At 35.5% G+C, this 23,655-nt stretch carries 17 protein-coding genes and 1 other RNA gene; 6 read left to right on the top strand and 12 right to left on the bottom strand.

Features of this window, described 5'->3' with window-relative positions:
* Positions 1 to 99 precede the first annotated feature (99 nt).
* Both ACIQX2_RS07690 and arr read left to right on the top strand, forming a co-directional pair.
* Positions 100 to 1,848, top strand: a complete 1,749-nt coding sequence (locus ACIQX2_RS07690; RefSeq protein WP_402848168.1) for a GGDEF domain-containing protein — start codon at positions 100 to 102, stop codon at positions 1,846 to 1,848.
* Between the two features lie 416 nt (positions 1,849 to 2,264).
* On the top strand, positions 2,265 to 2,681 hold the full coding sequence (gene arr / locus ACIQX2_RS07685; RefSeq protein ID WP_402848166.1) for an NAD(+)--rifampin ADP-ribosyltransferase: 417 nt from the start codon (positions 2,265 to 2,267) through the stop codon (positions 2,679 to 2,681).
* A gap of 402 nt (positions 2,682 to 3,083) precedes the next feature.
* Here arr and rlmN read toward each other — a convergent pair whose 3' ends face one another.
* The 3 genes from rlmN to ACIQX2_RS07670 all read right to left on the bottom strand — a co-directional run bounded on the left by rlmN (position 3,084) and on the right by ACIQX2_RS07670 (position 8,681).
* On the bottom strand, positions 3,084 to 4,157 hold the full coding sequence (gene rlmN / locus ACIQX2_RS07680; protein WP_402848164.1) for a dual-specificity RNA methyltransferase RlmN: 1,074 nt from the start codon (positions 4,155 to 4,157) through the stop codon (positions 3,084 to 3,086).
* A gap of 108 nt (positions 4,158 to 4,265) precedes the next feature.
* On the bottom strand, positions 4,266 to 5,078 hold the full coding sequence (locus tag ACIQX2_RS07675) for a sulfurtransferase (protein WP_402848162.1): 813 nt from the start codon (positions 5,076 to 5,078) through the stop codon (positions 4,266 to 4,268).
* A gap of 12 nt (positions 5,079 to 5,090) precedes the next feature.
* Entirely contained in the window at positions 5,091 to 8,681 is a 3,591-nt protein-coding gene (locus ACIQX2_RS07670; protein ID WP_402848160.1) for a dynamin family protein, read from the bottom strand.
* 579 nt (positions 8,682 to 9,260) lie between these two features.
* Here ACIQX2_RS07670 and ACIQX2_RS07665 point away from each other — a divergent pair.
* The 4 genes from ACIQX2_RS07665 (at position 9,261) to ACIQX2_RS07650 (ending at position 12,203) form a co-directional block, all read left to right on the top strand.
* Complete coding sequence (locus ACIQX2_RS07665) at positions 9,261 to 9,713, top strand: chemotaxis protein CheX (RefSeq protein WP_402848158.1); 453 nt, start codon at positions 9,261 to 9,263, stop codon at positions 9,711 to 9,713.
* Between the two features lie 200 nt (positions 9,714 to 9,913).
* Positions 9,914 to 10,036, top strand: a complete 123-nt coding sequence (locus ACIQX2_RS07660) for a cytochrome c oxidase subunit 2A (RefSeq protein ID WP_402848155.1) — start codon at positions 9,914 to 9,916, stop codon at positions 10,034 to 10,036.
* A 22-nt stretch (positions 10,037 to 10,058) separates the two neighbouring features.
* Complete coding sequence (locus tag ACIQX2_RS07655) at positions 10,059 to 10,535, top strand: cupredoxin domain-containing protein (RefSeq protein WP_402848153.1); 477 nt, start codon at positions 10,059 to 10,061, stop codon at positions 10,533 to 10,535.
* The gene (locus tag ACIQX2_RS07650; RefSeq protein ID WP_402848151.1) at positions 10,536 to 12,203 is read left to right on the top strand and encodes a b(o/a)3-type cytochrome-c oxidase subunit 1; all 1,668 of its coding nucleotides are present in this window, start codon (positions 10,536 to 10,538) and stop codon (positions 12,201 to 12,203) included. It abuts the gene before it with no gap.
* A gap of 244 nt (positions 12,204 to 12,447) precedes the next feature.
* On the opposite strand, the gene ACIQX2_RS07645 is transcribed toward ACIQX2_RS07650, so the two are convergent.
* The 9 genes from ACIQX2_RS07645 to ACIQX2_RS07605 form a co-directional block, all read right to left on the bottom strand.
* On the bottom strand, positions 12,448 to 13,947 hold the full coding sequence (locus tag ACIQX2_RS07645) for a carboxypeptidase M32 (RefSeq protein ID WP_402848149.1): 1,500 nt from the start codon (positions 13,945 to 13,947) through the stop codon (positions 12,448 to 12,450).
* Between the two features lie 20 nt (positions 13,948 to 13,967).
* A complete protein-coding gene (locus ACIQX2_RS07640) occupies positions 13,968 to 15,866 on the bottom strand; it encodes an ATP-dependent DNA helicase (RefSeq protein ID WP_402848147.1) in 1,899 nt (632 codons plus the stop codon).
* 58 nt (positions 15,867 to 15,924) lie between these two features.
* Positions 15,925 to 17,052, bottom strand: a complete 1,128-nt coding sequence (locus ACIQX2_RS07635) for a THUMP domain-containing class I SAM-dependent RNA methyltransferase (protein WP_402848145.1) — start codon at positions 17,050 to 17,052, stop codon at positions 15,925 to 15,927.
* The gene (locus tag ACIQX2_RS07630) at positions 17,052 to 18,773 is read right to left on the bottom strand and encodes a putative bifunctional diguanylate cyclase/phosphodiesterase (protein WP_402848143.1); all 1,722 of its coding nucleotides are present in this window, start codon (positions 18,771 to 18,773) and stop codon (positions 17,052 to 17,054) included. Before ACIQX2_RS07630 ends, ACIQX2_RS07635 begins: the two co-directional genes overlap by 1 nt.
* Positions 18,774 to 18,876: 103 nt before the next feature.
* Positions 18,877 to 19,260: RNase P RNA component class B (rnpB, locus tag ACIQX2_RS07625), an RNA gene on the bottom strand.
* A gap of 63 nt (positions 19,261 to 19,323) precedes the next feature.
* Positions 19,324 to 19,620: a cell division regulator GpsB gene (gene gpsB, locus ACIQX2_RS07620; protein WP_402848141.1), complete on the bottom strand. Its 297-nt coding sequence runs from the start codon at positions 19,618 to 19,620 to the stop codon at positions 19,324 to 19,326.
* Positions 19,621 to 19,699: 79 nt separating this feature from the next.
* The gene (locus ACIQX2_RS07615; RefSeq protein WP_402848139.1) at positions 19,700 to 20,974 is read right to left on the bottom strand and encodes a ribonuclease H-like domain-containing protein; all 1,275 of its coding nucleotides are present in this window, start codon (positions 20,972 to 20,974) and stop codon (positions 19,700 to 19,702) included.
* The gene (locus ACIQX2_RS07610; protein ID WP_402849147.1) at positions 20,964 to 23,243 is read right to left on the bottom strand and encodes a DEAD/DEAH box helicase; all 2,280 of its coding nucleotides are present in this window, start codon (positions 23,241 to 23,243) and stop codon (positions 20,964 to 20,966) included. The genes ACIQX2_RS07615 and ACIQX2_RS07610 overlap by 11 nt, the downstream gene beginning before the upstream one ends.
* A complete protein-coding gene (locus tag ACIQX2_RS07605) occupies positions 23,236 to 23,604 on the bottom strand; it encodes a YppE family protein (protein WP_402848137.1) in 369 nt (122 codons plus the stop codon). The genes ACIQX2_RS07610 and ACIQX2_RS07605 overlap by 8 nt, the downstream gene beginning before the upstream one ends.
* Positions 23,605 to 23,655: the final 51 nt, after the last annotated feature.

Raw genomic sequence — 23,655 nt, 5'->3', positions numbered from 1 at the left:
AACTATTACAATTTCTTAACATAGGAATCATATCTCAGTGACAAGTCAGTTATAAACTATAAGGTAGGATATATTGCTTAATTTTAGGAGGAGCACAGGATGGCGATTTTAGAAGATGTTTATCAGGACCTTTTTAGCTATATAATTGATAAAAAAGCGATAGAAACAGTTTTTCAACCAATTATTTCTTTACAAACTGGTCAAATATACGGTTATGAAGCATTAACACGAGGACCTAGCAATACAGTATTGCATAATCCTGAGAATTTATTTGATTATGCACTGAAAAATGGTAAGCTTTGGGAGCTTGAAAATGTTTGTAGAGCCAACGCTTTGAAGCGTGCTTACGAATTACAAGCAGAAGGAAAACTTTTTCTAAATGTTAACCCAAATATTATGAATGACCCTAAGTTTAAACAAGGATTTACGAAAGAGTTTTTGTCTCTTTTTCAGATGGACTCTGACTCCATTGTTTTTGAAATCACAGAACGAGAGGCTATAAACAATTTAAAAGATTTTATCAATACGATAGATCACTATAAAAAACAATATTATCAAATAGCAATTGACGATGTAGGTTCTGGATATTCTGGATTAAACATTATAACGGATGTGCGCCCTCACTTTATTAAATTAGACATGAAACTAACCCGTAATATAGATAAGGATAGAACGAAGCAATTACTCGTTCGAAGTCTATGTGAATTTGCTAATTATTCACAAATACATATAATTGCTGAAGGTATCGAAACAATAGAGGAATTACAAACACTTATCGAAATTGGAGTACACTTTGGTCAGGGCTATTATATTCAAAAGCCAAATTCCATGTTGTTTCCTGTTCGAAGTGAATTGATCAGTATTATTAAGAAAGAAAATAATAGAAAAAACAATATTATTTCTAACCGCTTAACGGACACATCGATTGAACATATCGCTACCCCTCTTCATATGATTTCGAGTGATATGCCGATTTCCAAAGTAAGTAAATTAATGGATTCCAACGATTCCTTACCTGGTTTTTGTATTAAGGAAAACAATAAGCTTATAGGTGTAATTACAAGGAACAAACTGCATCTGAAATTCAGTGGCCCGTACGGTTTCAGTTTATACAATAAAAAACCAGTTTCGGCAATCATGAGCAGACATTTTATGAAGGTAGATGCTGGGACGGCTATTGATGTCGTTGCGAAAATCGCTATGAAACGGGATCCATTACACTTATATGATTTCATCACTATTACGAAAGACGAGTATTATTTTGGAATTGTCACCGTTAAGGATTTATTAGAAAAAAGTATGCAGCTTGAAATTGACTATGCCAAGCACTTAAATCCTCTTTCGGAATTACCCGGGAATATTATTATTGAACAGCAGCTACAAAAATGTATTGAAGATAAAAACGAACTTATTGTACTGTATTTGGATATTGATAATTTTAAACCATATAATGATGTATATGGTTTTGAAAAAGGAGATAAGGTAATAACGGATCTCGCAAAAATATTAGAAAATATCTGTCCTCCCAATGGATTTATCGGCCATATTGGTGGAGATGATTTCATCCTAATTATAGATGTAGCAAGATGCAAAGAAATTTGTGAAGAGATTATTGAAAGGTTCAGTAAAGCCATTGAAAATTACTACTATGCCTATGATATTATGAGGGGTTTTATAATTTCAAAAAATAGGCACGGAGTTGAGGAACAATTTCCGCTATTAACAATGTCCATAGCAGGCTTAACAAATCGTGAATCTCAAACTATTTACGAATTATCTGAGAATGCAACTAAAGTAAAAAAACAATGCAAACAGCTGCTAGGAAGTAATTATTTAATCCAGTATTAGGTAAATAAGAAAAACTGTGCACTAAAAGGCCCGATTCTTTAAACTCAAAACCTGTTCCTATCGATTTTGAAGGGCTTTGGATAGACATTTTGATGTACACTCAGTGTTTACCGGACAAGTATACTTTCAAATGTTTAAGTTAATAGATGATTTTGTATAGAAAAAAGAGCCGGGAGATCCAAGCTCTTTTTTCCTGTCTATTTTTTACTAAAGCACAAAGGTAGTTTAAGTATGATTTTTCACAAAAAAAGACTGCTAATTAAAACGTAAAAAATAGGTAATTTTCGTTCGATACCATTCTCTCTACTTACATTATACCATTACTTACAGGTTATTTATAGACTACTCTTTTTATAAATCGCATACTATACTGTTATTGTTATGCACAAATCTAAACATATAAGGAGTGTATCAGTATGAATAGCAAACCAGATGTCCTAGATAATGGTCCTTTTTTTCATGGTACTAAAGCAGAACTAAAAATTGGAGATTTATTAGAAGCTCAACACTTATCAAATTACCAAGATAAAAAATCTAACTATATATATTTTACTGCAACACTAGATGCGGCAAAATGGGGTGCTGAATTAGCAAGATCTAATTCAAAAGAAAGAATTTATATTGTAGAACCAATAGGTTCTTTTGAAAATGATCCGAACTTAACTGACAAGAGATTTCCTGGAAACCCAACACGTTCTTATCGGTCTAAATCTCCTTTGAAAATAAAAGCTGAATTAAGTTCATGGGAAAGACATACCGATGAAGAAATAAATCATATGCTTACATCTTTAAAAAAGTTAACTGAACAAGGTAAAAATGTAATATACGATTAATCCATAATATCTATAAGGTAATGATGTAAGAAACCAAAAACCAATTTACTTTGGCACACTGTCTGAACCCGGAGCAGAAATTTCTTCAATTGTTACCTCCCTCAATATTCGCCATAATTGATAGACCATTCAGATGTAAATTTGTTACATCATTAAATGTTCTTATTGAATTAAACTGCCGCGCTAATTTAAGTGAACACTTGCATAATCTTTTATTAATTTTAACAAAAATATCCAGCGGAAAATTATATCGGGAACCCTTTTTTCCAAAATCATTAACGATTAATAAGCCTTTTCGTTTAACAGAGCCTAAATAAAAAACTACACCTCCATTTGTTAGATGTGTCTAACAATTGGGGTGCAGTTCACAATGGCAAATGCGTTTTTTTTCATATCTGATTGTTAGTTAGAAACCTTTTCTTTATCTTTTTTAATTTGCTTACTTCTCAATTGACCACATGCAGCATCGATATCAGTACCTTGTTCCATACGGACACCGCAATTGATCCCTTTGTTTTTCAATGTTTGGAAGAAAGCACTAATGGACTTTTCACTACTACGTTGATATTGTCCATGCTCATCCACTGGATTGTATGGGATTAAGTTTACATAAGACAGATGACGTTTATTCTCAAGAAGTTTTGCTAATTGTTGCGCTTCCTCTACATGGTCATTTACGTCTTTGAGAAGAATATATTCGAATGTAATACGACGGTTTTTCTTCTCTAAATAATAATCTACAGCTGCCATAACTTTTTCAATCGGGAATGCTTTATTTATAACCATGATTTTGGAACGTAGTTCATCGTTTGGTGCATGCAATGAAACGGCAAGATTCACTTGAATATCCTCTTCTGCAAAATCCATAATTTTTTTTGCAAGACCACTAGTTGAAACTGTTATATGACGAGCACCGATTGCAAGCCCTTTTTGGTCATTCACAGTACGTAAGAAATTCATCAGGTTTTTGTAATTATCAAACGGCTCTCCGATACCCATAACAACGATGTGACTAACACGATCCTCTTTTTGCATTTGGTCTAAATGGAACTGAACCTTCATAATTTGTTCCACTATTTCACCCGCGTCAAGGTCACGGCTCTTTTTAAGTAATCCACTAGCGCAGAAGCTACATCCAATATTACATCCAACCTGTGTCGTAACACAAACAGAAAGTCCATATTTAAAGCGCATTAACACTGTTTCGATTAAGTTTCCATCTTGCATCTCAAAAAGGAATTTGATCGTCCCATCTGCTGATTCTTGTTTCACACTTTCTTTCAATGTTTGAATGACAAAGTTATCTTCTAAAATTTGAAGACAATCTTTGTTTACATTTGTCATTTCTGCAAAGCTTTGTACTCTTTTAATGTACAACCAGTCCCAAACCTGCTCTGCACGGAATTTCTTTTGGCCATGTTCCATTAACCATTCGATCAATTGATCTCTAGTTAGACCATATATAGATTTTTTCATTATTAGCCCTCATTTCAGCGTATACAATTTGCCTATTATACTATAGTTATTTACCCAAGACAACTTATTATACTAGAAAAAAGGTTCAAATGAAATATTTATGCTCTATTATTCAGTTTCAACTTCATTCTCTCTTATCCAATCACTATAGCTACCTACGTATAGTTGAACATTTTCGTAACCAGCTTCTTTTAAACAGCTATATAACGGTGCGGCTGTAACACCACTTCCACAATAAGCTATAACCGGTTTGTCCTTCGGAGCTAAGTCTGCCAATTTTCCCTTCAACTCTTCTTGCTCTAAAAATTTCCCGTCTTTTTTAAGCAACTCCCAGTCAAAGTTAATAGCAGTAGGAATATGACCCGCGATTGAATCGATAGGTTCACTTTCACCTTTAAAACGAACATTAGATCTCGCATCTATCAATTGGCCCTCTGTAATTCCCGCAACAACTTGTCTCACTTCATCCATAGTAAGTAATTTACGGTTGGTCCAATTAGGTATAGTTGTCGTCTTTGTATAGACAGGTTCGCTTTTTGAAACTGGCAACGCACGCTTTAAATCCCCAAATCCAGCACGGGATACATATACATTAGTGAAACCTGCCCAATCCAATAAAAAATATGCGCGCAATGCAAATGGAGCTGCTCCCTGGTCGTAAATTACGATAAAGTCATCTACATTTAAACCAGATTTCTGAACAAGACATGTCATTTTTTCCTTCGAGATCATCGGATGTCGACCATTTTGACTGGTCATATCGGATAAATCCTCTTCTAAATCCCAGTAGATTGCGCCTTCTAAATGCTCCTCATTATACGATTTTCGTCCAGCGGTATTATCAGTTAAATCAAATCGAGTATCGATAAAACGGGGGTTATACTCTAAAATCTCCTGTAATTCAATAAAAACTTTAGCCATTTGATCACTCCTTTATAGTCGTGCGTATATTGATTTCCACAAACGAAGTGTTTCTTCCTGCTCTAATAATTTTCGTTCTGCATCTATTTGAGTTATCGATTCCTGTAATAACTTTAATCGTAATGCCTCAGATTCAATATCTGAATATTGTTCAATCCAATTACCTAAACGATCTTTTTCCTTCGTTAAATACCCATCTGCTTCTATTTTAGAAAGGTCAGCTAACGCATCGCGAAGTTTTTCTTTTTCATTGTTCTCAAAAAAGCTTTTTGTATTTTTGAAGTAGGATTTAACTTGATCATATTTCGCAACGCTTTCAAAAGGTCCTACAAAATCTAGCAACTCTCTCTCCATTACTTCATGAGGACTAAACGTAAAGCTTGCGTTCCAATCTTTAAGCACACGAATTTCTTCTTTTTCCATTTGAAGGATTTGCTGTTGAATAAACTGGAGAATGCGGAAATTAGATACACGCATTTCTTGTTCAATATCAAAACGAATCATTTTGAGAATATCCTTTAAGGCAAGGTCCAGTGCGACAGATGCAGAGTTATTGGCAAATAAAGACGGATTATAAGCTTCTTTGAAGAATTCATTGAAACGATAAAATACACGTTGTAAAACGTAATAAAGGAGTGTATCTAACTCCTGTTTTGCATCTTTTGCAATTTGTGTGGACTTCCCAATTGAATACCTTTTACGAATATTTTGTTCATAATTTCGGAGCTCGATTAATCGTTGGTCTTTCCTTGCAAGATTTGCTTCTGTTTGATCGATTAAGCTTAATAATTTCGATTGTTGACGTGTCGCTTCCTCTTCGAGAGCAGTAATAGAAATTTGTTTTAAGTCTTTTTCAAGGAAATGATGGAAGGATTCTTCAAATTGTTGCATTCCTTTATGGACCGATAAACCACTTAGTTTTTCTTTTAATCCTTGTAAACTTGAAACACCATAAACTCTTGGGAAACGAATGCCAAATCGTTGAAGTTCATCCTGAACATATTGCTTTACTAAAGTAGCTTCCTCTTCAGAGTCTGCTAAATCGATTGCATTTACCACGAAGAACATTTTATCTAGCTCGAATGCATCCTTTACCCGACCGAGCTGAATAAGGAACTCACGGTCCGCTTTAGAAAATGCATGATTAAAATAAGTGACAAACAATACAGCATCCGCATTGCGAATATAGTCAAATGCAACTCCTGTATGTCTCGCATTAATCGAATCGGCTCCAGGAGTGTCTACGAGTGTAACGCCTAATCTTGTTAGTTCACAATCATAATAAAAATCGATGAAATCAACAAAACAGCTTTTGGATTCGTCTGCGACAAATTGGCCGAATTCTTCTCCAGAAACGTGTAGAACATTACCTAACTGTGCCTTAAATGTTGGATATCCTTTATAAAAAGCTGTAACAAACGACTTATGAACCTCTTCAACTACTTTCTCTTTCATAACAGAACTAGCCTTCTCATAAGCTTCCTCTAAGGTATGGACAGTTATACCAAGCTGCTCATATGCATGCGACACATCAGCTAATATTTGTCCCTCTGATTTCAACACAACATCAGCGGTATTATGCAGATGTTTTTCAGATATAGGATGGATTTTATTGATAGCAGCTGTTGTAGGATTAGGGGAAACCGGCAATACATTTGCTCCCATTAATGCATTGGAAAAGCTAGATTTCCCAGCACTAAATGCTCCAAACAAAGCAATAGTAAATTGTTGGTTTTCAACTCTTAAAGCCTTCCTTTTAATAGTTGCAGCCGCCTGTTCAAAAGCTGGCAACTCAGCTAATACTTCTCCAATTCTTTTTGCACGACTAACTACAGCCTCTGCAGAAAGAAGAACTTCCTTGTTCTTTACCTCTTCAACCTGCGCCACATTTTCAACTGGCTGCTCCGAAGTGTGTTCTTGTTCCTCATAGGCAGTAATTGAATTTTCAAATTGAAGTCGTTCCTGTTCCCAGTTTTTTAACAATTCATCTCGATCTTTCCGCAGTGGCAAGGATGGAGTAGAAACTGTTTTTTCGAATGTTTGGATTCGTGTATCTATTTCTTCTAATGCATGTATCGCTAATTTCTTTTCGGTTAATTCATTTGTTTTTGATGCTATATGGTCTTCATCCTCAATCGGATTTTCTTCAATATAAAGTATACTTTCTTCTTTCCATAAATCTGTTTCATTGATGTAATAACGATTAACAGCTTCGGTAACACGATTAGCAAAATTCAAGATTGCATTACCGGTCGTACTTGCACCCTCATGTAAAGAATTGTCGATAAGTCTAGTTGGTATGCTAAATTGGATTTCATCGATTTGGGTTGTTTTTTCCTCAGTTAGTAAGGAAACGTCTTTTAACATCCGCTTCATCAATAACTTCAAATGATTTGTTATATTCGTGGAAATAATTTTATCTAACTGACTTATTACATCGTTTAGTCTTCTTTGTCTCTCTTCCTCGGTTTTCTTTTTGCTTCCTAAAAAGCCTACTTTAAAAGTTGTTTGCTTACTCTCCGCATACGATTTCAATGCTTCACGCATCTCAAACGTCATAATAGAAGCATTTTCTAATATGTTTTTACGAAGTTCCTCGAAAGTCTTTTTCCATAGAGTAACGTCTTGGAGTTTTACTTGTTTTTGAGCAAGTTCCAATTGTTCTTTAATATCTTCTTTATTGTTCCAATCCTCTTCACTAAGCTGGTTATCAAAGGTTTCAAAACATGCTGCTTTTTCATCCTCTAGGAAATCTACATGCTCATCCTTCAATTTTTCTAACGTAGCTTGTGCAAGCGTTAAATAATAATCCTCTTTGTTTTCAATAGAGCTAGTCACGATTTGTTGAACCTGTGGAAAGTCGTTATGTATAAAGTCCTTATTTTTTAAGCTAGTATAAAAAATCGCTTTCGGCTCAACAGACCAAGATTTGAAAGCATCTGAGACTGATTGCTTATAGGCAGCGAATGGTAATTCCTCTTCTCGATGCTTATCCACTTGGTTTACGATTAAATATACATTTTTATTATAATGAAGTAATTGCTTCGTAAATTGAAAGTTTAGCTCTGACTGAACATGATTATAATCCATTACGTAAAAAACAATATCTGCTAAGTGCAGGGCAGATTCAGTAGAAATTCGATGCGCATCATCTGTTGAGTCTACTCCGGGAGTATCCATTATAGTGATACCTTTTGGGAGCTTTGAAGTGGCATGTCCTATTTCAATTTGAGAAACCTTGCTGCCATCTTTTGAATATTTTTTTACTAGTTGTATATCATACTCTCCAGAAAATCTGACAGGCGGCTGATCTACGAAGTGAACGAGTGCATAGTTATCTGCCGTATTTTGGACTGTTACGATATTTGCAGATGTTGGAATCGGACTGGTTGGAAGTAATTGTTCGTCTACTAACGCATTGATCATACTCGATTTACCAGCGGAAAAGTGACCTGCGAAGGCAATAGTAAATGTGCCTTTTTCCAGTTTACTAGCAAATAATTTAGATTTACGATAACGTTCGTCGTCATTGTTTTTTTGGAAAATAGCTGCAAGTAATGCATTTTGTTCTTTTATCGTTTGTAATTCCTTTGAGTTCTGCATATAAAAAGTTTATCTCCTTCATAATTCGACAATGTATACCTATCATAGCAAAATTTTAACGTCTATAACAATAAACTTCGATTCAGCAAGTATTTAATCTCGAAAAGAGAAATTTTAATTCTATTTTTGGAGGGGTTGATACTCTAGTTGGAATTATGGGCAGTTTAGTTGGAATTTTTTTAAATTTAGTTGGAAAAATGAACATGTAAGTTGGAATAGTAAAAAATCACCAAAAAAAGACCACCAAAATCGGCGGTCACCTAGTAAATAATAATATTATTCAGAATTGAAACGGTATATTGCTATCTTTTTGCTTTCACCAATAATGTCATCACGATTATTTATATGATTTTGGCCTTAGGTGCGGTAGATTTTAAAATATATGCTGTTACTCCACTATACAATATAATGGACGAACCAATGATAATAGCTAACATATAAATCATCCTCCCAATTGAATTTGATATTCATTCTCATTCATATGATACCACATTATATTTCAAAATTCTACAAAATCTATTCTTTTTTCCTATCCCACATGATAAAATTGTTACATCTATACTAGATGGAGGGGAAAAAATGAGTACTTCTAAACATATTCAAACAGTTTTAAATGGGACAATCCAATCCCTTAAATCAGTTATACCAATCTCAATGGACATTAAACCCCCTTCCTTGATGGTGCAACCATTTGAACAAAAAGAAATGGGTGTACTTATTGGAATTATCGGTGATATTAAAGGAAGAATAATTATTGATTCTACTGCTGAAAGCTTCTCTGCTATTGGTGCAACTATGTTCGGAATGCCATTAGAAGGTGAAATGCTCGAGTCCTTTACTGGCGAGCTCGGGAATATGGTCGCAGGAAATATATGTACATCGGTTGCAAGTAGTGGAGTTCAAGTTGATATAACTCCCCCTACTGTTATTGTCGGTTCTACCCGTTTATTTGGATTTCAACATGCATTTAAATTACCTGTAGTGATTGAAAATATTGGTGCAATGACAATTATATTAACAATAGATGAATAAGGAATAGAACCTCCTATTTGAAGGAAGGTTCTTTTTTTATTTTTAAAAATGATTCTAATTTTGTAATTATCCAAGTTAGCGATCACATTTCACATATAATTCACAGTTTACATGCGTGAGTGTGATTTTTATCACATCTTCTCACTACTAATATATTTATTATGGAATTATACAAGTTGAATTTGAGGAGGTGTAAGTAAATGTCAAAAAAGAAAGAAAAAGATTCTGATTTAAAAGGTACTCTTTATTCAGTTGGTTTTGTTGGCATATTTATGTTAGTTACTTGGTTCATGGCATTTTACTTATTCATAGACAGATTTTAATTTAATTGGAGGTTTAGGACTTATGCATATCCATAAGTATGAAAAGTGGTGGCTAACTTTTGGGATTAGCTCGTTGGTATTATTTTTAGGTATAGTTGGTTATAGTGCATTCCATTTTGGTTCACATCCCCCAACAGGTAAGGTTTACATCGATCCAGAGCGAGTGGATGAAATAGCCCCATTTAATAATCCAGGGGTTCATAAAGTAGAAGGGAAAAAATGGGACTATGAAGTAGTTCTAGTAGCTTCTGTCTTTTTCTATAATCCTCCTGAGATTGAGGTGCCATTAGGTTCCACTGTAAAGTTCATATCTACAACTAAAGACGTTGTTCATGGATTTCAAGTTGCAGGAACAAATATAAATATGATTCTTGAACCAGGTTATGTTTCGGAGTACGTAACAACAGTAGACAAAGCCGGGGAGTTTTTAATCTTATGTAATGAATATTGTGGCGTAGGACATTCTTCTATGACGTCTATGCTAAAGGTGGTGGAGTAAATGACAACGATTAAAGAAAAAGCATTAGGTTTTACTATAGTTGATCGTCGTGATGGTAAATTAGCTCTTGCTAATATGTATGTAGCATTTATCGCATTATTCATCGGTGGTCTTTGTGGATTACTACAAGTTTTAGTACGCTCTGGTAAATTTACACTCCCTTGGGAAATTGGGTATTATCAAGTTTTAACTGTTCATGGTGTGTTATTAGGTCTTATTTTAACAACATATTTTATTCTTGGTTTCCAAATCGCTGCTATGAGCAGAACTTCTGGTACGTTTACAGACAAACAACGCTTACTCGGTTGGATTGGTTTCTGGGTAATGACTATTGGTACGGTTGCAGCTGCAACAATGGTTTTATTAAACGAAGCTTCTGTATTGTATACATTCTACGCCCCTCTTCAAGCACATTGGATTTTTTATGTGGGTATGGCATTAGTAGTTGTAGGATCTTGGATTGTTGGTATTGCTTTATTTATGAAGTACGTTGAATGGCGTAAAGCGAATCCTGGTCAACCTAGTCCTCTTTTGTCGTTTATGGTTGTTGTCAATATGGCTATGTGGCAAATCTGTTCTTTAGGAGTAGCTGTAGAAGTAGTATTCCAGCTTATACCGTGGTCTTTAGGATGGGTTGATAAAGTAGATGTATTGCTTTCTCGTACGTTATTCTGGTATTTCGGGCATCCATTAGTATACTTCTGGTTATTACCAGCATATATGGTTTGGTACGTAGTCATTCCAAAAATTATTGGTGGAAAAATTTTCTCTGATGCTTTAGCTAGACTTTCTTTTATGCTATTCTTACTATTCTCTATTCCGGTTGGGTTCCATCATCAGTTAACAGAACCAGGGATTCAGTCATTCTGGAAGTTCTTACAGGTAGTATTAACGATGATGGTTGTTATTCCTTCCCTATTAACAGCATTTTCAATGTTTGCTTCATTTGAATTACGTGGAAGACAGCTTGGTGCTAAAGGATTATTTGGTTGGTTTAAAAAACTTCCGTGGAATGATGCTAGATTTACAGTTCCATTCATCGGAATGGTCGCGTTTGTACCTGCTGGTGCAGGTGGTATTATTAACGCATCTCACCAGATGAATCAGTTAATTCATAATACGATCTGGGTAACTGGTCATTTCCATTTAACAGTAGCAACAACTGTAGTCCTAACTTTCTTTGGCGCATCTTACTGGTTACTACCTCACTTAACTGGTAGAGTGCTGACAAAACAAATGAACAAATTAGCTATTATTCAAGGTATTGTTTGGGCAGTCGGTATGACTATTATGTCAGCTGCAATGCATATTGTAGGCTTGATGGGAGCACCTCGCCGCTCTGACTTCTCTACTTATGGTGGTGCAACGCAAGCAACTGATTGGATTCCGTACCAAATTGCACAAGCAGTTGGTGGAACAATTCTTTTCGTAGGTATTATTTTAGTACTATATATTGTCGTAAATCTATTATTCTTTGCTCCTAAAGGGGAAACAGAGTTCCCTATTGGAGAAGTTTCAGAGCATGCTGAAAAGTCACCTATGTGGTTGGAAAACTGGAAAATTTGGTTAACAATTTGTATAGCATTAATCTTGTTTGCCTATACAGTTCCAGTGATAGATATGATCCAAAATGCCCCTCCAGGCTCAAAAGGATATAAATTCTGGTAGTAAAATTGAAAAATGGTTAGTCGAGACTTATGTCAAGACTAACCATTTTATTTAGTATAACTAATTTTACAAAAGGCTATTTCAATGGTGAATTTCAAGCAAAGTTGATTCCCGCTCCGGCCGAACAATTTCCGCGGGCGTTGCTTTACCCTCCTTGCCTGGCTTGTGGGATCTTCAGCTTTCTTTTGCCACTGTAGTCGCCGCCTTGAGCTCTAATATCTACAAAATCGCTTAACCATTCTTATTAAAGCTTATAAATTCTTGTGTACTTTTCTTCTAAATAATCTGCTAAGTATTTACCGTTAAGCCCTTCACCTGTTGCTGATTTAAGAATTTCCCAAGGCTTTTTAAGCGCTCCATACTGATGCACATTTTGTGTAAGCCATTCCTTGATAGGTGCCAGATCGCCTTGTTCTAGTAAACTATCAAACTGTGGAATATCTTTTAGCATTGCTGCTTTAAACTGAGATGCATATATATAGCCTAGTGCATAGGATGGGAAATAACCAAAGCTTGCACCTGCCCAGTGTACATCCTGAAGAATACCTTCTGCATTTGTAGATGGTCTAACACCTAAATATTCCTCATATTTGGAATTCCAAATGTCTGGTAAGTCCTCTACTTTTAAATCTCCGTTAAACAACCCTTTTTCGATTTCATAACGAATCATAATATGAAGAGCATATGTTAGCTCATCTGCTTCGATACGAATTAAGGAAGGTTTGACTTCGTTGATTGCCCGGAGAAAATCTTCCATCGGAACTTCTCCAAATTGTTCAGGAGAGTAACTTTGTAGCTTTTCATAGTTTTGTTCCCAGAACTTTGGATTTCGTCCAACAAAATTTTCATAAAATAATGATTGGGATTCATGAATACCCATGGAAGCTCCACCTGCTAAAGGAGTTCCTGTTAGCTCCTCTGCAACATTTTGCTCGTATATTGCATGACCACATTCATGTATAGTACCGAACACAGCAGAACGGAAATCGTACTCATCATATTTAGTCGTGATTCGTACGTCCCCCCTATTTAAGCCAGTTGCAAATGGATGTACTGTTTCATCTAATCTTCCAGCTTCAAAATCATAGCCAAGCTGCTTAAGAATATCTAAACTAAATGCCTCCTGTTTCTTTTTATCAAAAGATTCAAACAGGAAATCAGTCTTAGGTTGGTTTGGTGATTCTGAAATCCGCTTCAATAAAGACACGATTTTTTCTCTTAATTCACTAAAAACTCCATCTAAAATTTCTGTTGTCATCCCTGGTTCGTATTGATCTAACAACACATTGTATGGATTGTTATCTTTTACTCCCCAATAATCCACAAATTTCTTCAAAGTTGTTACCATTTCATTTAAATACGGTTGGAACATGGACCAATCATTTTTAGCTTTCGCTTCTTCCCAAATAGATTCTGATTTAGATTGAAGCACGACAAACTTGTTATACTCATCTGAAGGAATTTTCTTACTTAAATTATATTCTTTTTTAACTTCTTCAAAAACACGTTTAGTTACTTCAGTAACGGAATCTAGCTCCACTTCCATTTCGTCAAGTAATCCTTTTAGTTCATCTGAAGTCGATAAATTAAATACATCTGTTGCAAGTACCCCAACAACTTCTGAGCGCTGATCAATTCCCTTTTTCGGTGCACCAGTTCGCATATCCCAATAAAGCACCCCTAATGCTTCTTGATAAGCACCAATCTTTTTAACATAATCTAAAAAACTTTGTTCTACTGACATTTCTTTTCCCCCTAGTATCATTATGAAATAGATGTAGGTAATACCCCTGTAAATCTGTTTTTTAGCTGTGCTTCCTCTTCATTTAACAATAAATGAATTTCCCCGTAATCACTAGAGGTACGGATCAATCGTCCAATACCCTGTTGTAATCTTAGTAGCATAAATGGCAATTCTACTTCCTCGAATGGATTGTTAGAGAAAGATCGTTTTGCATCAAATAATGGATCTACCGGTGGAAGGGGCAGATCATAAATAATAACTCTCGTTAATGCTTCTAATGGTAAGTCCAAACCTTCCCAAAGGTGATAAGAACATAAAGTCGAGTACTCACCATTTTGGAATTCCTTCACAATGGTTGATAGTTCACGATCACCTTCAAAGACGATATCATTTCTATCTCCAATAGTTGCTCTAAAGGATGCCATTGCAGCTTTCGATTTAAACAAAATAAGTGTTTGCATCGAGTCTTTTAATAGTTTTTCCACATGATAAGGTTTCTCCTGCTGTTCCATTTCCGTGGCATATATCTTCATTACTTCATCATAATCAAATGGTGATGCAACGGAGAACGATTGGAATTTCTCAATTCCTAATGAATCCGCAATATACGTAAAGTCTTTTTCGATAGATAATGTAGCAGATGAAAAGACAATCGGAATTTTAGAAGTAAATAATTTCTCATGTAAGATATCTGTAACTAATCTAGGCATAATGATTAATGTTTCATAACCATCAATAATTTCTAACCATTCAATGCCATCCCCTTTTTCGGTAAATAAACGAAGTGAGAATGTATATTGCTCTAAAAATTCTTCCACCATACGTAACTCATATTCTGGAATTGTAAATAACTCCGACTCGAATACAAATTCTTCAAGTAAGCTATCTGTTACTTTAATAGCCTGTTTACATAATTGCATTAACTCTGGAGATTTATCAACCTTCATCCGGTCTGTTTCTTCCATATTACTACCAATACGTAATAATCCAAAAATCTTGTCATGTAAATCTTGTAGAGCTTCCATCAAATTTAACGTTTTTTCTCTTACACCATCGACCATTACTTTTTCTAATAATCGAATAAGTGTTTCACTTTGAATTTCATACGTTAATGCTTTTTGAGCAGCAAATTCAAGTAAATGTCCTTCATCCAAAACAGCCATCGATACTTCTGGCAATAAAGGCATTTGACCTTCTCTAATACGCGATTCCTTTGTCCAAATATGCTCCATTAAAAATTCATGTGAACAAATGATCAAGTCTGTAGACTCACGATAATGCTGACGGTGAATTGTTTGGCCACAACGATTTCGCAGATCACATACCATACATTGTTGGGTAGGATGATAGTTTACTTTTTGCCAATCCTCATCGCTTACACCAGCAAATTGACTGCGTTCCCCATATGGATAAATTTTTTGCATAGATGAATGCGCATAAACAAAATCAGGAACTTGGTCTTCAATTTCTTCTAAAAAGTATTCATTCTCATCATCTTTTTGCGCTTCTTCTAGTCGTTTCAAACACAAATATTGATCACGAGATTTTGCTAAACGTACATCGATTTTAATATCCAAATAGTTTTGAAGCTTAAAAATATCTCCAGCTTCTTTAACTAGCTGTTCTATTAACGTTTCATCTGCGCATGCGATCAATGCTGGTTTTCCGGTATAACGAGCATACGAAATAGCAGGAAGTAAATAAGCAATTGTTTTACCCGTACCTACTCCAGCTTCTGCGAATAGTACATTTTTCTCTTTTAAAGTCTTTTCAATCTGATAAGCCATGAAAATTTGTTCATCACGACATTCAAAACCTTTTTCAGGTAATTCATCATATAAGACATCACCCATCCAATCTCCTAATGATTCGAAGAAAGAACGGTCTTTTGATAGTTGGAATGGTAAAGCTTGTTTCATATAAAAACTCCCTTAAATAATAATATAACAGCAAGGGAGAAACCAGTCTCCCTTACTGTTATGAACGTTTACCCCAGAACTGATAGTAATCCGTTCGAATAAATCCATTAAATAATTTACGCTTTTTGGTTGCTCTTCTACCGTATACATTCTCAAAGTTTTCCATAGACGACAACATATATACGGACCACGATGGATATTTTTCCATCAAATGTCCTAGTTCACTAATTACCTGCTCAATTACTTCCACTTCACCAATACGCTCTCCGTAAGGTGGGTTACTGACCATTACTCCGTCCGTCAAAGTAGTAGTAAAATCCTTTGCATGCATTTGTTTAAATGTGATTAAATCAGCAAATCCAGATTCAAATGCATTTTGCTCAGCAATTTGAACCATTTTATGATCAATATCTGATCCAATAATTTGAAGCTCTTGATCATAATTAGCTAATGATTCTGCTTCATTACGCACTTCTTCCCAAATTGTTTTTGGCATCCATGGCCATGCTTCACTATGAAAGTCACGATTAAAGCCTGGTGCAATATTTTGTCCAATCATTGCTGCTTCAATCGGAATAGTACCAGAACCGCAAAAAGGATCTACAAATGGTCGGTTGGGACTCCATTTTGAAATTTTCACTAAAGCTGCTGCAAGTGTTTCCTTCAATGGAGCTTCCCCTTGGCCGTGACGATATCCACGTTTATGAAGGCCTGCACCACTTGTATCAATTGTAATAGTAGCAATATCTTTCAATATACTAATTTCCAGTTTAAATGTTGCGCCAGATTCGTCTAAAAAACCTATTCTTTTATGAGCTAATTTTAAGCGTTCCACTACTGCTTTTTTTACAATTGCCTGACAGTCTGGAACACTGAATAAGGTTGATTTTACTGATTTTCCTTGAACAGGAAAAGCTGCATCCACTGGCAAGAATTTTTCCCATTGAATTGCTTTTGTACGTTCAAATAGCTCATCAAATGTTTTGGCTGGGAACTGAGCAGCTACAATCTTCACTCGGTCTGCAACACGTAACCAAATATTTGCTCGTGCTATTGCACGCTCGTCCCCTTCAAAATAAATCTTGCCGTTTTCTGTTGTAGTTTCATATCCTAGTGCTTTTACTTCATCTGCAACGATGGATTCTAGCCCCATAGCTGAAGTTGCTACTAATTTAAAAGTTGTCATTATATATTCCTTTCTTGTTTATAAATTTCCCATAACTCGATAAAATCCAAAAGCTCATTAATCGCAAGAGATTTACTATAATAAAACCCTTGAATGATATCGCAGCCCATCTCTTTTAAAAGCTTCGCTTGGTCCTCAGTTTCTACGCCTTCTGCAATTACTTTTATACGCAGACGATGAGCCATTAAAATGATTGCTTCTACTATAGCTTGCTTGTCTTGTAAATTAGTAATTTGTTGGACAAAGCTTCTATCAATTTTCAAATAATTGAGCGGAAATCTATTTAAATAACTTAGGGATGAATATCCAGTTCCAAAATCATCAATAGAAATCTTGAATCCCATCCCTTTTAGTTTTACCAGTTTACTTACTATATCGATGGAATCCTTCATAACTGTGCGTTCTGTAAGCTCTAGCTCCAAAAGCTGAGGACTACAATTATACTGCATTAGGATAGAATTTATACGCTCGATAAAATCATCCTGCTGAAAATGGAGCGAAGCAATATTAATAGATACGGGCAATATATGTATTTTGCCTCGGGATCTTGCCTCTAGTATATCCATACAAACTTTTTCTAAAATAACTTCGCTTAAAGGAATTATAAGACCTGTATCCTCAGCAATAGGTATAAACTCAGCGGGTGAAACAAAACCTAACTGATCATTTTTCCATCTTACTAAAGCTTCTACACCTATAATTTCATGTTTTTCTAGGTCAATTTTAGGCTGGTATTGGATAAAAAAGTCTTTGTTTTGTATGGCTTTCCTTAGCTCTGCTTCCATGATTATTTCTATCTTGGAATCCTTTTTCAATTCCTCAAAATAAAAGGCATATTGGTTTCTGCCATTTTGTTTAGCAAAATACATTGCCTTGTCCGCTTTGTATATTAACTTCCCAATCTGTTTACCATCTTGCGGAAATAAGCTAATTCCTATACTTACGCTAATATAAACCTCTGAACCACATACAAAAAATGGTTTACTGAAGAGTTTCGTTATTTCCTTAGCGAGAACTGCAGCATCTTTTTGATAAAAAATATTAGATCTGGAAAATATAAATTCATCAGAGCCATAACGACCAAAAATATCAGATGGACCTACAAGCGAGTTAATACGAGTTGCAACCTCTTTTAAAATAAGGTCACCTATTTCATTTCCCAACGTATCGTTTATCTGTTTAAAACGATCTAAGTCAATAAATAAAATAGCATGACTTTCAGTTGAATAATTTACCTTGTCAAATAGTAATTCATGGAAGGCATGTCGATTCGCTATATTTGTTAAAAAGTCGTTTTGACTAAGTTCTTCTAGTTCTTTTTCAGTCTCTTTTTCAAAGGAAATATCTGAAAATATACCATAATAATTTGTTAGTGTACCAGTTTCATCTATAACACTATAAATTGCGAGATTTTCTGGATATACCTCTCCATTTTTTCGTCTATTCCAGATTTCGCCCTTCCAAAATCCTTTCGTACGAATTTCGGACCACATTACTTTATAAAAGTCCGCATCCTGTTTACCTGACTGCAAAATACTTGGAAATTTCCCAAGCACTTCGGAAGACTTATAGCCGGTTACTGTTTCAAAAGCTTTATTTACAAGTGTTATTTGCATATTCTCATTTGTAATCATTATACCTTCTACAGTCGATTGAAAAATCTGTTCCACCAATTCAACGGGAAATGTCTGTATTTTTGTGGGTGGTTGTAGTTTTTCCACAATCCTTCCCTCCCATATAACGTACTTTAATAATCATTTATGTAATAGAAAAGCTCTCCGTTTCTGGAGAGCTTCTTAGTTATTAAATATAGCCACTCATACACTCAATAAGCCATGTTTTGTTTCCACGGTACTCAAACGGTGCTTTACCTCGTACGTATGTGGATGGCAATCATCTATCTACAGAATAAATCTGTTCTTCTATCCGTTCAATTCCTTCAAGAAGATGCCCCTACCATAATTTGGGTTTCTCACTCGTGGGGTTTACCTCGTTCCACCTGTATAGTTTCCTATACAGCTCCGTCACTGTGGCACTTTCAGAGACTTTCAGCCATATCCTAAGACTTAGGCCTTCATCCCGCCGTCAGCTAAATCTAGCTGCCTTAGTTTATTTTTTCACTAAGCACGAACACTACATTCATCTCAGAATTGTGTGAGCATGGACTTTCCTCTACAATGTCAAGCATTGCAGCGATTGCCCGAATATATAAGTGGTATCATTAGTATATACGAAATTTCGGGGAGATTCAACATAACAGAACTAATATAATTATTCGTACAATTTACTTCCAAATACATGTTTTTCAAGATGGGAAAGACGTTTTAAAATATCAAAATTAGTTGCCCCTGTTTGCGGTGCAGCAGCCTGAGTTCTCCTTGGTAATTCCTCCAGCTGTTCTTGAAGTTTTTTGTTTTCCAACTGAAGTTGAGCAATTCTCTTCTCAAAAGCCTCGTAATCTTGAATAATATCGTCTAAAAATACATCTACCTCTTCTTGGTTATAACCTCTTAAACCTGTTTTAAATTCTTTTTCTAATATATCAGAAGCCTTTAGTTTAAATTCCATATGGTATCTTCCTTCCATCTACAATTCGCTACTCGTATTATAGCATATCGCTGTCGAATAATGGAGTATTTTCAGCCATTTATATGCGCTTTTTGTTATGTTTTGCGCTTTCCCGGGAAATATTTAATTTACGCATTAGTCTTATTTCCCGCCTAATAAGCTCTTTTTTCAAGCGAGAATTCCTGTCTGTATAAAGCTTAGCTTCATATTCTACACATCGCTGAGTTATTTCTAGCGCTTTTGGGAAATTTTTTAGTTGGTGCTCGTATAGCTTGGCAAGTTCGATATATACCTCTATACGATATTTCCCAGAAGTCTCTTTTGAAGCCTGAAGAAAAGCTTGCAGACTCTCTTGAAATAATCCAGCTCTTTTTAAATGGAGACCAACGAAATAATAAGCAATACTTGACTCTTCATCTGAAAAATTATTTACGACAAAAGTAAACCAATCCTGACTTGCATCCATCGTTTTTAAATCACGAAACCATCTACCAATATTCGTGTATGTTGCTGCAGTTTCTATTATTTCTTTGTCTTGAAGCAATTCCACAGAAAGGATATATAACGTAACGAGCGATAAAATATCCCATTCATTATGCTTTAACACCTTCATCAAGTTTGTTGGATTACCGCTTTTCACCGCATCAAAATAAATAATTGGAGCAAGATGGCCAGGAATATCGTTTTCTCTTCTAAAACCTAGTTTCATTTCCTCCATCTGTTTAAGCTTGAAGCGCTCTAATTCACCCTTCCAAATTCTTTTAGAGGAATGCATTAAATCAATTTGGTGATGCTGTTTTAGTCGTGGCAGATTATTTCGATTCATCGTCCACCTTGCAACTAATTGAGGGATATCAAAACTCTTTCCGTTATATGTAATGATTGTCTGTTCGTTTTCCCAAAAATCAGTTGCTCGTAAAAAACTTACCTCTTGACCCGGATCTGCTAGTACATATTGTGTCAGCAAAAATCCATTCTCCACTTCTTTCAATACGCCATTTAAGAAAATTAGTACACCTGCACCTTTTAACCCTGTCGTTTCGGTATCATAAAAACAAAATGGACTATTTTTAGCAATTGTTAACGGGTGAGTAGGATAGACTTCCTGCATAAATTGTTTTGCCTGTTGTAGCTTATTAAGCCCAATATTTCCATGTATATGCTTGGAATGATAAAATGTTTCCTTTACAAAGTAAAACCCTTTTTCATCTTTGATCAATTTTAGACCTGCATTTTCCCATTGCTCCACATAAAAGGGAAGCGCCATTTCTAGCCCTTCCTTTTTAATGTTGTCAGCAAATGGTTTCTTTTTTACTAAACCCTTCATTTGCATAAGCTTTTTTTCATACGACATGTCTGTCCACCTGCAATAAATGTAGTAACTTAATTACTTCCCCTTTTAAATTCAACTCTGCATCCTGTGCACCAATGCATGCCGGACATCCACTCTTACACCTACAACCCTCAACCTGTTCGGTCACTCTTGGTATTAACTCATTCCAAAGGTCGAACATTCTCTCAGATAGACCAATCCCACCTGGATAGCTGTCATACATATAAAAGGTAGGTTTTTCTCCATGAATTGATTTTACTTGTGGCACAACATGAATATCCTTCGCATCACAATGAATAAATAAAGGGATAAATGCATGTAAAGCGTATGAAACTCCAGTCATAGCATCAGACAACAAAGTATCCTTCCAGCCTTCTGGTTTATCAAAACTAAACCAAGTAGAAGATGTATGCAATTCTATCGGTGGTAAATGAATTGGACCAGAGCCGATATTATCATGCGTATCAAACTTTATCTTTTTAAATATTGTTGGCTGTGCTAACACAATTATGTCTCCGAACCTGAGCATGCCAATTTCAGCTTCTTTTACTTTATCTTCGCTTAACACTTTTAACTCGATTGCTATGTTGGCATCTGTAAAATAATCTACATCGACTTCACGTACAAATGCCTTTTTCTCTTCCCAATCTAATATTTCCACTTGGAATTGAGTTCCTTGGTGCAAGTAAATAGCTTCTTCGTGAAGCAAGGTCATTGCACTATATTGGTCCATCTCACCAATAACTCTCGTTTTAGTTGGAATAGACTGATCGATGATAATCACATTCTCCTGAGATGCAGAACGTAAGCTAATATTGCTAGCAGGAAAACTATCGGACATCCAATGCCACTTTTCCGATGTTCTTAAAAGAACCCCTTCACTCTCAAGAAATGCTAATAGTTCCTGTATTGAAAATTCGGCATACGAATCGGTCAAAGAAAATGGCAATTCAAATGAAGCACATTTTAAATGGTCCATTAAAATAATCATATTATCTGGATGAATTCTAACTTCCTCTGGAGATTGTCCAAGAAAGTATTCAGGATGTTTGACAACATATTGATCTAAAGCTGTCGATTGAGCTACGTAAATAATAAGTGCTTCATCCTGTCTTCTGCCCGCTCTACCTGCCTGCTGCCAAGCACTTGCAATGTTACCAGGATAACCTGTCATAATACACGCCTGTAGCTGCCCAATGTCGACACCTAACTCTAACGCATTCGTGCTTACAACTGTTCGAATAACCCCATCCCGTAACCCTTTTTCGATCGTCCTTCTTTCCGAAGGCAAATATCCACCCCGGTATCCTCGGATCGTTTGGTCATTAATCTTTTTACTAACTAAAGACTGTAAGTAAGTAACAAGCATCTCTACACGAACTCGACTCTTCGCAAAAACAATTGTTTGTATACCATTTACATATAATTCCTGAGCTAGATCTCTTACTTCTAAAATAGCACTTCTTCTTACGTTAAAAACGGGATGTACAATTGGAGGATTATAAAATACAAAATGTTTTTTCCCTGCTGGTGCACCATTCTGACTAATCAATTCATGTGCACTATTGGTTAAATTCTCAGCTAGTTCCTTAGGGTTTTTAATCGTTGCAGAAGTACAGATAAACTGAGGATTACTACCATAATATGCACAGATTCGCTTTAATCGTCTAATTACATGTGCCACGTGACTACCAAATACACCCTTATATGTATGTATTTCATCTATGACAATATATTTTAAGTTCTCAAAAAGCGTCACCCATTTTGTATGATGAGGTAATATCCCCGAGTGTAGCATATCAGGATTCGTTAATACGATATGACCAGACTTGCGAATTTTTTGTCTAATGCCTGGTGCAGTATCACCATCATATGTATAACTTAATATTTCTTCCCCAGTAGCTTCTATTAACTTATTTAAATCACTTTTTTGATCCTGCGCTAATGCTTTAGTAGGAAATAAATAAATGGCACGTGAAGTCGGATCTTCTATTATCGACTGAAGAACAGGAAGATGATAGCAGAGTGATTTACCAGAGGCAGTAGGGGTTATTGTTGTATACGATTTGCCGGCTGAAGCTGCATCAAAAGCAAGTCGTTGGTGTATGTATAACTGATTTACACCACGACTTTTCAGCGCTTTTTGAATTGATTGATGCATTTTATCTGGAAAGGGCGCATAAATTGCTTCTTTTTCTTCGGTTGTGTGAATATGTTCAATTTGGGGAAAGCGATTACCATCCACTTTCCATGCATCCAATAATTGTGGAATACTCTTTTTTTCAAGCATACTCATCGCCTACTTCCTTTATAGCTTGGACTATGGTTTCAAGCGTATATTTGGATGAATGGACAGACGATAGAAACCTTTTTTTACTAGTTCCCTTATAATAGGATTGCACGATAAACTGTTTCATAGATTCAAGTAAAGAGTCAACTTGGCTCGGATGGACATATTTAGGACGTTTTACTTGAATCCATTTACGAACAAGCTGTTCCCATTCAACTAAAATTTCATCTATTTTGTAAGCATGGGGCTTTACATCAGTAAAAAAATCAGGTTCTTTATCTAGTTCTCTATATAGTTGAAAACGCGAAATACATTCATCGCATTCTTTCATTAATTGGTTGCTTAGCTCTAATAATGACAAAGTAATCCCTCGCATTCTAGTTCTATATTAGCAAATTCTCACTTATATTAC

The sequence above is a fragment of the Psychrobacillus sp. NPDC096623 genome (genome assembly GCF_044762655.1).
Lineage (GTDB): Bacteria > Bacillota > Bacilli > Bacillales_A > Planococcaceae > Psychrobacillus.
This window is presented reverse-complemented; position numbering and strand designations above follow the sequence as displayed.

Coding starts and splice junctions, on each gene's coding strand:
- ACIQX2_RS07650 (WP_402848151.1), top strand. CDS start 10,536: ATGACAACGATTAAAGAAAAAGCATTAGGTTTTACTATAGTTGATCGT.
- gpsB (WP_402848141.1), bottom strand. CDS start 19,620: ATGGAATTTAAACTAAAGGCTTCTGATATATTAGAAAAAGAATTTAAA.
- ACIQX2_RS07665 (WP_402848158.1), top strand. CDS start 9,261: ATGAGTACTTCTAAACATATTCAAACAGTTTTAAATGGGACAATCCAA.
- ACIQX2_RS07615 (WP_402848139.1), bottom strand. CDS start 20,974: ATGTCGTATGAAAAAAAGCTTATGCAAATGAAGGGTTTAGTAAAAAAG.
- rlmN (WP_402848164.1), bottom strand. CDS start 4,157: ATGAAAAAATCTATATATGGTCTAACTAGAGATCAATTGATCGAATGG.
- ACIQX2_RS07640 (WP_402848147.1), bottom strand. CDS start 15,866: ATGAAACAAGCTTTACCATTCCAACTATCAAAAGACCGTTCTTTCTTC.
- ACIQX2_RS07610 (WP_402849147.1), bottom strand. CDS start 23,243: ATGCTTGAAAAAAAGAGTATTCCACAATTATTGGATGCATGGAAAGTG.
- ACIQX2_RS07645 (WP_402848149.1), bottom strand. CDS start 13,947: ATGTCAGTAGAACAAAGTTTTTTAGATTATGTTAAAAAGATTGGTGCT.
- ACIQX2_RS07635 (WP_402848145.1), bottom strand. CDS start 17,052: ATGACAACTTTTAAATTAGTAGCAACTTCAGCTATGGGGCTAGAATCC.
- ACIQX2_RS07655 (WP_402848153.1), top strand. CDS start 10,059: ATGCATATCCATAAGTATGAAAAGTGGTGGCTAACTTTTGGGATTAGC.
- ACIQX2_RS07690 (WP_402848168.1), top strand. CDS start 100: ATGGCGATTTTAGAAGATGTTTATCAGGACCTTTTTAGCTATATAATT.
- ACIQX2_RS07675 (WP_402848162.1), bottom strand. CDS start 5,078: ATGGCTAAAGTTTTTATTGAATTACAGGAGATTTTAGAGTATAACCCC.
- arr (WP_402848166.1), top strand. CDS start 2,265: ATGAATAGCAAACCAGATGTCCTAGATAATGGTCCTTTTTTTCATGGT.
- ACIQX2_RS07660 (WP_402848155.1), top strand. CDS start 9,914: ATGTCAAAAAAGAAAGAAAAAGATTCTGATTTAAAAGGTACTCTTTAT.
- ACIQX2_RS07670 (WP_402848160.1), bottom strand. CDS start 8,681: ATGCAGAACTCAAAGGAATTACAAACGATAAAAGAACAAAATGCATTA.